This is a genomic window from Streptomyces sp. Tu6071 (assembly GCF_000213055.1).
Lineage (GTDB): Bacteria > Actinomycetota > Actinomycetes > Streptomycetales > Streptomycetaceae > Streptomyces > Streptomyces evansiae.
The window spans coordinates 3855860-3868004 of sequence record NZ_CM001165.1 but is presented as its reverse complement, the minus strand read 5'-3'; the positions used below and the strand labels follow the sequence as shown (position 1 = coordinate 3868004).

The 12145-nt window shown below is 74.6% G+C and carries 7 protein-coding genes and 1 pseudogene; 6 read left to right on the top strand and 2 right to left on the bottom strand.

Translation table 11 applies throughout. From position 1 onward, the window contains the following. Positions 1-505 precede the first annotated feature (505 nt). From STTU_RS15940 to STTU_RS15915, 6 genes and pseudogenes are all read left to right on the top strand, one after another. Positions 506-1360, top strand: a pseudogene (locus STTU_RS15940) (alpha/beta fold hydrolase); the annotation flags it as partial. Positions 1361-1684: 324 nt separating this feature from the next. Continuing rightward, entirely contained in the window at positions 1685-2263 is a 579-nt protein-coding gene (locus STTU_RS15935; protein ID WP_043257446.1) for an RNA 2'-phosphotransferase, read from the top strand. Positions 2264-2380: 117 nt separating this feature from the next. Further along, the gene (locus STTU_RS15930) at positions 2381-3010 is read left to right on the top strand and encodes a cyclodeaminase/cyclohydrolase family protein (RefSeq protein WP_007824650.1); all 630 of its coding nucleotides are present in this window, start codon (positions 2381-2383) and stop codon (positions 3008-3010) included. Between the two features lie 109 nt (positions 3011-3119). Beyond that, entirely contained in the window at positions 3120-4025 is a 906-nt protein-coding gene (locus tag STTU_RS15925) for a bifunctional 5,10-methylenetetrahydrofolate dehydrogenase/5,10-methenyltetrahydrofolate cyclohydrolase (protein WP_007824648.1), read from the top strand. 188 nt (positions 4026-4213) lie between these two features. Continuing rightward, positions 4214-5110 (top strand): LLM class flavin-dependent oxidoreductase, encoded by an 897-nt coding sequence (locus STTU_RS15920; RefSeq protein WP_043255342.1) that lies wholly within the window; start codon positions 4214-4216, stop codon positions 5108-5110. An 892-nt stretch (positions 5111-6002) separates the two neighbouring features. Next, on the top strand, positions 6003-6926 hold the full coding sequence (locus STTU_RS15915; RefSeq protein WP_043257442.1) for an HAD hydrolase family protein: 924 nt from the start codon (positions 6003-6005) through the stop codon (positions 6924-6926). A gap of 89 nt (positions 6927-7015) precedes the next feature. Here STTU_RS15915 and STTU_RS15910 read toward each other — a convergent pair whose 3' ends face one another. Continuing rightward, positions 7016-8101, bottom strand: a complete 1086-nt coding sequence (locus STTU_RS15910) for a M23 family metallopeptidase (protein ID WP_175417711.1) — start codon at positions 8099-8101, stop codon at positions 7016-7018. 360 nt (positions 8102-8461) lie between these two features. After that, positions 8462-12040: a thiol reductant ABC exporter subunit CydD gene (gene cydD, locus STTU_RS15905; protein WP_043257440.1), complete on the bottom strand. Its 3579-nt coding sequence runs from the start codon at positions 12038-12040 to the stop codon at positions 8462-8464. Positions 12041-12145 lie beyond the last annotated feature (105 nt).

Here is a 12145-nt window from a genome sequence, read left to right as displayed (position 1 = left end):
GTCCCCAAGGGGAAGGGGTGGAGGCGACCGCTCCGGCCTGCGGTTTCGCCCCCGCCGCACCGGTGCCGAAAGGTTTCCGCAGCTCCCCCGGGGTTTCCACCGGTAACAACCGGGGCTTGACGTGGACGGCACAGGGTTGCGACGGTCGTCACCGAGCCGGACCCGCCCGGGTCCGCCGGAGGGACCAGGGGGCAGGGTGCCGGAGCGACGAGCGGAAGACGGTACGGGCCGGGACGCCGAAGCGGCGGACGGTACGGGCACGGCCAGCGGGGGCGGGGACCGTAAAGGCGGCGCGGACCGTACGAACGACGCGGGCACCCCGGACCAGACGGCAGACGCGGACCGTACGAACGAGGCGGGCGACGGCGCGGGCGCCACGAACGACGCGGACCGTACGAGCCCGACCGGCCGCCCGGACCGTGAGCGCGCCGGCGCGGCCCCCGGCGGAGACCCGTCCGCCCCGCCCCCCGCCGACGTCCGCGAGAGCTGGGTCGAGACCGGCGGCGTGCGGCTGCGGGTGCTCGCACGCGGGGACGCGGCGCGGCCCACCGTGCTGCTCGTGCACGGCTACCCGGACTCGCAGGAGGTGTGGGAGGAGGTCGCGGAGTTCCTCGCGGACCGCTTCCACGTCGTCACGTACGACGTGCGCGGGCACGGCGGTTCGACCGCGCCGCTGCCCCTGCGCGGCGGCTTCACGCTCCCGAAGCTCACCGACGACTTCCTCGCCGTCGCGCACGCGGTGAGCCCCACGCGGCCCGTGCACCTGGTCGGCCACGACTGGGGCTCCGTGCAGGGCTGGGAGTTCGCCACCGTGGGCCGTACGCAGGGCCGGATCGCCTCGTTCACGTCGATCTCCGGCCCCTCGCTCGACCACCTGGGCCACTGGTACGCGAGGCGCGGCAGGCACCCGAGCCCCGAGGGACTGCTCCAGCTCGTCGACCAGGGCCTCAAGTCCTGGTACATCGGCGCCCTCCACCTGCCCCGGCTGCCCGAACTCGCCTGGCGGGGCCCGCTCGGCCGGGCCTGGCCGCGCGTGCTGCGCCGCGCCGAGAAGCTCAGCTCGACCGCGTACCCGACCGCCTCGCTCCCCTCCGACGCCGCGAACGGCGCGTGGCTCTACCGGGACAACATCCTGCCCCGGCTGCGCAGGCCGCGCCCGGACGCCTTCGCGCACGTCCCCGTGCAACTCGTCATCCCCACGCGCGACGCCTTCCTCTCCCCGTACCTCTACGACAAGGTCGGCGACTGGACCCCGCGCGGGCTGCGCCGCCGTGCCGTCCCGGCCAAGCACTGGCTGCCCCGCTCCCGGCCCAAGCTGCTCGCCGGGTGGATCGCCGACTTCGTCGCGGAGCACGAGGAGTTGGGGGAGGACAAGGACTGAGGGGACGGCGCGAGCAGGCCAAGGAGGCTTTCCACACCTCCTGTTGATGGCGTGTCACGTAACTGCTCACCATAGGCGCATACTTGGACAAGTGCCGCAAAAGCCATACGACTTATCCACAGCCAAGCCAATATGCCTGTGGATAAGTCGAGTTGCTTGTGGATCAAACCTGTTCAGCCATACGAGTGAGGTAAAAACGCGGTGCGATCCTACTGATCCGATGGTCTGCTGATAGGCATGAACGAGAGTCGTGTGTCGAACGAATCGCCGAGGCCGACCACGGGCGGGCCCGAGGGCGAGGCTGTGCCCGACGACGCTCTCACCGCGCCCTTCGACCGCCGCCTCGTCGCCCTCTCCCGCTTCCTCTCCCGTCACCTGCGCCACGCCCCGGACCGCATCGGCATCACGCTCGACCACGCCGGATGGACCGGCATCGGCCCTCTCCTGGACGCGGCGGCCCGCGAGGGACTGCCCGCGACGCGCGCGGATCTCGCGCGCGTCGTCGCGGGCAACGACAAGCGCCGCTTCGCCGTCGAAGGCGACCGCATCCGCGCCCAGCAGGGCCACTCGGTCCCCGTCGACCTCGGTCTCGAACCGCTCACGCCGCCGCCGTACCTCTTCCACGGCACCCGGCCCGCCGCGCTCGCCGCGATCCGCGCGGAAGGGCTCCGGCCCATGACACGCCACCACGTGCACCTCTCGGCCGACCGCGAGACCGCGCGCCGGGTCGGTGCGCGGCGCGGCAGGCCCGTCGTCCTCACGGTGCGCGCGGGGCAGTTGTACGAGGACGGGGCCGCGTTCCTGCGCTCGGGCAACGGCGTCTGGCTCACCGCGCACGTACCGCCGCAGTACCTGTATCTCCCGGGACCGCACGTCGGCTGAGTGGCCGTCAGCCGAGCCATGCGCCGTCAAAACGGACCGGAAAACCCCCGAAGCCGTCGCCCCGCACGGAAGAATCGCCCCATGAGCGAGTCGCCAGGAACCCACGCCCCCACGCCCGTGTCCGCCGTGCGCACCACGCCGCTCGACGCCTACCTCGGCCGGCTCGCCGCGCGCGAGCCCGCCCCTGGCGGCGGCGCGGCGGCGGCCGTGCACGCGGCGCAGGGCGCGGCGCTCGTCGCGATGGTGGCGCGCTACTCGACGGGCCCGAAGTACGTGGCGCACGCGGAACGCCTCGCGGAGATCACCGCCGAGGCCGATGACCTGCGGGAACGCGCGCTGACCCTCGCCGACGAGGACGCCGCGGCCTTCACCGCGGTGACCGACGCCTACCGGCTGCCGAAGAACACCCCCGAGGAGAAGTCCGCCCGCTCCGGGGCCATCGCCGCGGCGCTGCTCGGCGCGGCGACTCCCCCGGCGGCGCTCCTCTCCCTCGCGGAGCGGATCGTCAGCCTCGCGGAGGAGCTGCTGCCGGTCGGCAACCCGAACGTCGTGACCGACGTCGCCGCCGCTGCCGAGGCCGCACGCGCCGCCGCGAGCACCGCGCGCGTCAACGTCGAGATCAACCTCGGCGGCATCAAGGACGCGGAGGCGCGCGAGCGCCTCACCGCGACACTCGGCCGCACCGAGCCCCTCCTCGCCCGCGCCGAGGCGGTCACCGCGGAGGTCCGGTACCGGCTGAGGTCCTGAGCCGGGCCGCGTCTCGTACGTACCCGACGCCGCGCGCCACCCGCCGGGCGCGCTCGCGCCGCCCCCGGCCCCGCCGCACCGCCCTTCCCTCCCCGCACCGAGGAGCCCCATGAACGCCCCCGTGAACCCGACCGGTACCGAGAGCGGCGAGGGCGCGCGCCCGCTGCCGGGGAAGGCCCTCGCCGCCTCGCTGCGCGAGGGGACGCGCGCCGCCGTCGAGGCCGCGCGCAAGGCCGGGAGCGCGCCGAAGCTCGCTGTCGTGACCGCCACGGACGACGAGTCGAGCGCCTGGTACGTGCGCTCCCTCGTCTCCGCCGCCGAGAAGTCCGGGCTGCTCCACGAGGTCGTGCACCTCGGTCCGAAGGCGAGCACGGAGGAGGTACGGGACGCGCTGCGCGGACTCGGCGAGGACGGCTCCGTGCACGGGGTGATCCTCCAGACCCCGTTGCCGCCGGGCGTCGACGCGCGGGCGCTCGCGGAGGCGGTGCCGGCGGCGAAGGATGTCGACGGCGCGAACCCGCTGTCGCTCGGCCGCCTCGCGGCCGGGCTGGCGGCCTTCGCTCCCGCGACCGCCGAGGCCGTGATCGCGCTGCTGGACCACTACGAGGTCCCCTTGCGCGGGGCGCGCGCGGTCGTCGTGGGACGTTCCACGGTCGTGGGCAAGCCGCTCGCGCACCTGCTTCTCGCCCGAGACGCGACCGTGACAGTGTGCCACTCGCGCACGCGCGACCTGGCGGAGGTCACGCGCGAGGCGGACATCCTGATCGCCGCCGCGGGGCAGCCGGGACTCGTCACGGCGGAGCACGTCCGCCCCGGCGCGATCGTGATCGACGTCGGCACCAACCCGACCCCGGACGGCGGCCTCACGGGCGACGTCGACCCGGCGGCGGCGCGCGTCGCCGGAGCGCTCAGCCCCGTCCCCGGCGGCGTGGGGCCGGTGACGACGGCGGTACTGCTGGCGCACGTGGTGCGGGCGGCGCAGGGGACGGGGATCGGGGAGGGCCTGCGGGGGTGAGGGAAGCGGTCCGCTTGAGTTCGTCCCTCGGGTGGGCCCTCCAGGGAGGCGTTTTTCGGAGGGGCCCCGCGATGTTTCACGTGAAACATCGCGGAGGCGCGAAGAGGCGGGGCGAGCACGGACGAGCCTCGGACGGCTTCACGCGGGGCCTGCGGCCGGGCGCCCGAGCCGCCTCGTAGAGTCGTCACATGCGTCTGAGCACTGTCATCCTCCCCGTGAACCGCTGGTCGGAAGGGGGTCGCGCCCAGTGGGTGCGCGCCGAGGAACTCGGCTTCCACGCCGCGTACACCTACGACCACCTCTCCTGGCGCACCTTCCGCGACGGCCCCTGGTTCGGCGCCCTCCCCACCCTCACCGCCGCGGCGACCGCCACCACCCGGCTCCGCCTGGGGACGCTCGTCACCTCTCCGAACTTCCGGCACCCGGTCACGCTCGCGAAGGAGCTGATCTCGCTCGACGACATCTCCGGCGGGCGGGTCACGCTCGGGATCGGGGCCGGGGGCGACGGCTTCGACGCGACGGCGCTCGGGCAGGAGAAGTGGACGCCGCGCGAGCGCGCCGACCGGCTCGCGGAGTTCGTCCCGCTGCTCGACCGGCTCCTCACCGAGGACGCGGTGACGCAGGAGGGCACCTTCTACTCCGCCGTCGAGGCGCGGAACATCCCCGGCTGTGTGCAGCGCCCTCGGCTGTCCTTCGCCGTCGCCGCGACAGGGCCGCGCGGGCTCAGGCTCGCAGCGCGGTACGGGCAGGCGTGGGTGACGACGGGCGACCCCAAGCTGTACGAGACGGGCACGCCCGCAGAGTCGGACGCGGCGCTGCGCGGGCAGATCGCGAAGCTCGGCACGGCGTGCGAGGCCATCGGGCGCGATGTCGCCGAGCTGGACAAGATCCTCCTCACCGCCTTCACGCCCGACCGCTCCACGATGCTCGCCTCGCTCGATGCCTTCGTCGACTTCGCCGGCCGCCAGCGCGAGGCCGGATTCACCGAGCTGGTGCTCCACTGGCCGATCGCCGACTCCGACTTCGCCGCCGACCAGTCGGTGTTCGAGCGCATCGCGACGGAGGGACTGGCGCAGCTGGGGTGAAGGGAGTGAGGGCCGTGCCTGACGATGGGTCCTTGGCGCGGACGCGCCCCGGGCCGCACGCCACCACGCACGCGGTGGCCGAAGTGGCAGCGGCGACGCTAGCGCGTGGGGCCCCGAGACGCCTCCACGGGTCGAGCGCTCCCTGATCTTTCGAGCGGTGCGGGCCCCGTCAAGCCGTCCCCGGCCCGCCCGGCCGTTTGGGTCGCTCTCTTTTTCGGCCGATTCTCCGTGGCCGAAGGCCGTGTCCGGGGAGCGGCCCTCCGCCTCACCCGCCTCGCCGGGGGACGGCCCCTCCAGGGACCCGACCGGCGGTGCGTGGGCAGGCGGCCGGTAGGCAGGTCGGGGGCCGTTGTGCGGGGCCGGGCGGGAGCGGGGCGGGGCGCTTGGGCGCGCGGGGTGGGCCGAGGGCGCGCGGGCGGGTGCGGGGGAGCGGGGTGACGGATGGGCGCGCCGCGCAGGGGCGCGTACGGGCCGTACGCCCCCAGGGGCCCCGGGCCCGGCTGACCGGAAAGCGGCGTCTGTCCAGGACACGGGGTTTGGCGCGCGGTCCCATGGGTGCGCGCGGCGCGTTGCGCTCTTAGGGGGCGCGAATGGCTCATCTGTGCGGGAAGTCGCACGCCCGTGCTGGCATATGCGCCACAATGCCGGAGTGACCTCAGCGACCTCTCCGACCGCAGGGCCTGCGGCCGTCCAGCCCGGTACGAACCGTCCGTCCCGGTCCGCGCAGTCCGGCGCCCGCGCGAAGAGCGAGCCCGCACCGGTGCGCGCGATCACCGGCCCCGAGCCGTCCGAGGGGCCGTGCGCCGACGACGAAGCGCCCCCGGCCCGTACGAACGGCGAGGCGGGCGCCGTTGGAGAGGCCGACGCGGAGAGAGCCGCCGTCACCACCCGGTTGCGGCTCGCTGGCGGCTCCCCCCACTCCGCGCCGCCCTCGGTCTCCGACCGCGCCTGGCCGGAGATCCCACCAGGGCCCAGACCCCGCCTCATCGCGACGGACCTCGACGGCACCCTCCTGCGCGAGGACAAGACCGTCTCCCCGCGCACCCTCGCGGCCCTCGCCGCCGCGGAGCGCGCGGGCGTCACCGTCTTCTTCGTCACCGGGCGGCCCGCCCGCTGGATGGACGTGGTCGCCGGGCACGTCGACGGCCACGGGCTCGCGATCTGCGGCAACGGCGCGGCGGTCGTCGACCTGCGCACCCCCGACCGGGAGCGCGGCGTGCCCTACCGCTTCGTACGGGTCAGGCCCCTCCCCTCCGCCACGGTGCTCGATGTCGCCGAGCGCCTGCGACGTGCCGCGCCCGGTACGCAGTACGCGGTCGAGCGCACGGGCGGCATCCACCACGAGCCGGGCTATCCGCCCCTCCACCTCGATCCCGCTTCGAGCATCGCCCCGATCGCCAAGCTCCTCGGGCTCGACTCGGGGCCCGTGCCTCAGCCGGAGGAGTCCGAACCCGTGCTCAAGCTCCTCGCCCACCACCCCGACCTCGCCCCGGACGCCTTCCTCCGGCTCGCCAGGGACACGGTCGGTGACCTCGTCGCCGTCACCCGCTCCAGCCCGACCGCTCTCCTGGAGATCAGCGCCCGCGAGGTGTCCAAGGCGAGCACGCTCGCGCAGTGCTGTGCGGAACGCGGCATCGCTTCCGAGGACGTCATCGCTTTCGGGGACATGCCCAACGACATCGAGATGCTGACGTGGGCCGGGCGGTCCTGGGCGATGGGCAACGCCCACCCCGAGGTACGCCTCGCCGCCTCCGCCGTCACGCACCCGAACACGGAGGACGGCGTCGCCGCGGTCATCGAACGGCTGCTGGCCTGAGTGGCGCCGCCCCCGTCGTCGAGCGGTCGCGGGTCCCCCGGCGGGTGCCCTCGTACGTCCCCTGAGCACCCGGTCACAGGGGGCGGGCACTACCCGACCGGCACTCCGTGCTCGCGCAGCCACGGCAGCGGCGAGACCGCCGAGCCGTAGTCCGGGGTCAGGCGGACCTCGAAGTGCACGTGGGGGCCCGTCGAGTTCCCCGTCGTGCCGGACTGGGCGATCCACTGCCCCGTCCGTACGGTCTCGCCCTGGTCCACGGCGACCGAGGAGAGGTGCGCGTACTGCGTGTAGTAGCCGCCGGGGTGCTGGAGCACCACCTCGATCCCGAAGGGCCCGCCGCAGGAGACCCGCACCACCCGTCCTCCGCCCACGGCACGGACCGGGGTGCCGATGCCGACGGCGAAGTCCTGCCCCGTATGACCGTGCGACCAGTGGCTTCCCGAGCCGCCGAAGCCCGCTGACAGGACGAAGTTCTGCACCGGCGTCACCCACCGCTCCCTCGGGTACTCGGACGCCGCCTGCTCCATCCGGGTCGCACCCCGGCAGCGCCCCGCGAGCACCGCGCTCTCGCCCTGCGCCTGGAGCCGGCCCCGCGCGCTCTGGAGCTTCGCGTCGACCTGCTTCTTGAGCGAAGCCATGTGCGCCGTACGCGACTCCACGGCCTCACGGTTCGTCCGCACCTTCCGCTCCGCCTTCGCGAGGGCGCTCTCGGCGCGGGCCGAGCGCTGGACGAGGTGGGTCACCGCACGATCGCCGTTGCCCGCGAGCCCCACGTTCTCCATCAGTGCCTCGGGGTCGTCCGAGAAGAGCAGGTTGGCGGTGAGCGAGAGGCCGTCGTCATGGCCCCGGTACTGCGCCCGCGCGAGGCGCCCGACGTCCTCGCGGAACAGCCGCAGGCGTCCGCGCTCCTTCGCGAGGTGCGCCTCCAGGACCCGCGACTTCGCCCGCAGGGCCTTGACGGCCTTCCGGCCCTCCTCGTACTTCGCGGTCGCCACGGCCGCCTCGCGGTAGAGAACCGCGACCTCGGCACTCGGCGTCGCGGGCCCGTCGTTCTCGGAGTGGTCCGCCCCCGCCGCCGAACCGGTCAGCCCGAGGGCGCCGAGCAGGAGAAGACTCAGGGCCGAGGCCACGAGGGTGCCGCGCGGGCGTGCGGAGGTTCCGGTTCGGAGTGCCATGCCCCGGATCGTGGGCGCCCCGCTGACCGCGCGCCTCCGCAGCGCGTGCACCCGGGGGACTCGCTGAGCCGTACGGAGGACGAAGAGAGCCTGACGATGTTTCACGTGAAACATCCCCAAAGCTGCCTCGGCGGATGTTCCACGTGAAACATCCCCGAAGGGCGTCCAGCTCATGTTTCACGTGAAACATCACGCCTGCCGAGCGATGAACCAGCCGATGTTTCACGTGGAACATCACCCGCGCCCGGCCGCACCCGATGTTTCACGTGAAACATCACGCTTGCCCCAGGACGCACCCCATGTTCCACGTGAAACATCGCGCGCCCAGGAGTACGGGCTTCTCCGGCCCCTCGCCCCTGCTCAGCGCGCGGCGACCACCGTGTCCCGTGCCTCCGCCCTAACCTCCTCCGCCGAAGCCGACCCCGCCGGCCCCTCCCCCGCGGCTCCGCGCAGCGCGTCCGTCGCCCGCTCCTGGCGCCACATGTGGTGGAGCGGGCCCGGGGTGCTGAGCAGCGTGGTCATGTCGCCGCGCTGCACAACGCGGCCCTCGTCGAGGACGACGACCTCGTCCACCGCGCCTTCGAGGCCCGCCAGGCGGTGGGTGATGAGGAGCGTCGTACGGCCCTCGGTCGCGGCGAGCAGGTCGCGGGTGAGCGCGTCGGCGGTCTCCAGGTCGAGGTGTTCGGCCGGCTCGTCGAGCACGAGGACCGGGAAGTCCGCGAGGAGGGCCCGCGCAAGCGCGAGCCGCTGGCGCTGACCGCCGGAGAGCCGCGCCCCGTGCTCGCCGACGAGCGTGCCGAGGCCGTGGGGCAGCGTGTCCACCCAGTCCAGGAGCCGCGCCCGCGAGAGCACCGTCCGCAATTCGGCCTCGGTGGCGTCCTTGCGCGCGAGGAGCAGGTTCTCGCGTACGGAGCTGTCGAAGACGTGCGCGTCCTGGGCGCACAGGCCCACGATCTCGCGCACCGCGTCCCCGTCGAGCGCCGTGGCGGGCGTGTCCCCGACGCGGTACGTGCCGCCCTCCGCGTCGAGGAAGCGGAGCAGGACGTGCGCGAGCGTCGTCTTGCCCGCGCCCGAGGCGCCGACGACGGCGATCCGCCGCCCCGCGTCGAGCGTCAGGTCCACGCCGTCGAGCGCGGGCCGTGCCGCGCCCGGGTGCCGCGCCACGAGTCCTTCGAGCCGCAGCGGGAAGGGCGAGGCAGGCGCTTCGGCGGGCCGCTCGGGTTCCCGTACAGGCGCGGGCGCGTCCAGGACCTCGTACACGCGCTCCGCGCTGCGCCGCACGCGCTGGCGCTGCCGCACCGCGAGCGGCAGGCCGAGCACGGCCTCGAAGGCGGCGAGCGGAGTGAGGACGACGACGGCGAGGGCCACGCCGGAGAGCCGCCCGTCCACGACGGCGTTCGCACCGCACGCTGCCGCGCCCGCGACGGTGAGGCCCGTGATCAGCGCCATGAGCCCGTCGCCGAGCGCGGTGAACGCGGAGGCGCGCGCCGCGATGCCGGTCAGCTCGGCGTCCGCGGCGCTCGCGGCCCGCAGGCGGGCGGGCAGCGCTCCCGCGACGGTCAGTTCGCCGGTCCCGGAGAGGAGTTCGGTGACGCGCGTGGCGAGAACGCCGCGCGCGGGGGCGAGCCGCCGCTCGGTGTCACGGGCGCGCCGCGCGGTGAGCCACGGGACACCTACCCCGGCGAGCAGCAGTCCGGCGGCGAGCACCGCGCCCGCCTCGGGGAGCAGCCAGGCCGTGAAGCCGACCGCGCCCGCGCTCACGAGGAACGCGGCGCCCGCGGGGAGCAGCCAGCGCAGCCAGTAGTCCTGGAAGGCGTCCACGTCCGCGACGAGCCGCGAGAGCAGATCGCCGCGCCTGCGGTCGCGCAGCCCGGCGGGGGAGAGGCGGGCGAGCCCGCGGAAGACGGCGACGCGCGTGTCCGCGAGCATTCGCAGCACCGCCTCGTGCGAGACGAGCCGTTCCCCGTACCGGAAGACCGACCGCCCGATGCCGAAAGCGCGCGTCGCGGTGACGGCCACCATGAGATAGAGCACCGGCGGCTCCTGCGAGGCCCGCGAGATGAGCCACCCGGACGTCGCCATGAGCCCCACGGCGGAGGCGAGGGCGAGCGCCCCGAGCAGCAGTGCGAGCGCGAGCCGCCGCCGGTGCGCGCCGCCGAGGGCCCGCACACGGGCGAGTAGAGCGGCACCCGTACGCGCCCCGGTCTCCTCCGGCACGGGCCGGGCGGGCCCGGCGGGCGGCGCCCCCTCCCCCGTACCACCGCCAACGGCCGCAGAACCGGCGGCAACAGCCGCACCGACGGGGACGGCGCCCGCGTCGATCCGCACCACCCGGTCCGCCACCGCGAGCAGGGCGGGCCGGTGGACGACGAGGAGGACCGTACGGCCCGCGGCGAGGCGGCCCACGGCCTCGACGATGCCCGCCTCGGTCGCGCCGTCGAGCGCGGCGGTGGGCTCGTCGAGGAGGAGGACAGGGCGGTCGGCCAGGAAGGCGCGAGCGAGCGCGAGGCGCTGCCGCTGTCCCGCCGAGAGGCCCGCGCCGTCCTCGCCGAGCACCGTCCGCACGCCGTCGGGCAGCTCCCGTACGAACTCCCACGCCCCCGCGTCGCGCAGCGCGCGCACGACCTCGGCCTCGGTGGCGTCGGGACGAGCCAGGAGGACGTTCTCCGCGAGGGTGCCCGCGAAGAGCGCGGGGTGCTGCGGGACCCAGGCGATCCGCGCGTGCCAGAGGGCGGGGTCGATCCCCGCGAGATCCGTGCCGCCCACGGTGACACGACCCGTATCGGGGCGGGCGAAACCCAGCACGGCCTGGAGCAGCGTCGACTTGCCCGCGCCGCTCGGCCCCACGAGCGCGACCGTCTCGCCGGGGCGCACCCGCAGCGAGACCCCGTCGAGCGCGGGCGCGGTGCGGCCGGGGTAGCGGACGGTCAGGCCCTCGACCCCCAGTTCGCCCTCGGACACCTCCATGGTGCCTGCCGCGCGCTCCTCGGTCTCCAGGACCTCGAAGACCTCCTCGGCGGCGGCGAGTCCCTCGGCCGCCGCGTGGTACTGCGTGCCGACCTGGCGCAGCGGCAGGTACGCCTCGGGGGCCAGGACGAGCACGACGAGTGCCACGTACAGATCCATGTCGCCGTGGACGAGCCGCATGCCGATCGTCACGGCGACGAGCGCGACGGAGAGCGTCGAGAGGAGTTCGAGCGCGAAGGAGGAGAGGAAGGCGATCCGCAGCGTGCGCATCGTGGCGCGGCGGTACTCGCCCGTGATCCGGCGGATCGACTCGGCCTGCGCCTTCGCGCGGCCGAAGACCTTGAGCGTCGGCAGCCCCTCGACGACGTCGAGGAAGTGCCCGGACAGGCGCGAGAGCAGCCGCCACTGGCGGTCCATCCGCTTCTGCGTCGCCCAGCCGATGAGGATCATGAAGACCGGGATGAGCGGAATCGTGACGACGATGATCGCCGCCGAGACCCAGTCCTCCGTGACGATCCGGGCGAGCACGGCGACGGGGACGACGACCGCGAGACCGAGCTGGGGGAGGTAGCGCGAGAAGTAGTCGTCGAGCGCGTCGACTCCGCGCGTCGCGAGGTTCACGAGCGAGCCGGTCCGGCGCCCTTCGAGCCAGCCGGGGCCCAGGGCCGCCGCCTTCTCCAGCACCCGTTGCCGCAGTTCGCACTTCACCGCCGCGCTCGCGCGGTGCGCCGTCGTCTCGGTGAGCCAGGAGACCAGCCCGCGCCCGCACGCGACCGCGACGAGCAGCAGGAGCGGGTGCAGCAGCTCGTCCGCGCCCTCGCCGTGCTGGAAGGCGCCCACGACGACCTCGGCGATGAGCATCGCCTGCCCGACCACCAACAGGGCGCCGAGCACACCGAGTCCGACGACGGCCCCCAGGAAGAAGCGGGTGGCGCGGGCGTACCGCAGGAGTCGGGGATCTACGGGTTTCACGTGGAACATCCTTCCGCGAGCGAGGCGGATGGGGCAGGGGTGGCGGCTGAGGGCGGGGCGGGGGCAGACCGGCAGCGGCTGCCTCGGAGGGGGAGGTGCGGGGCC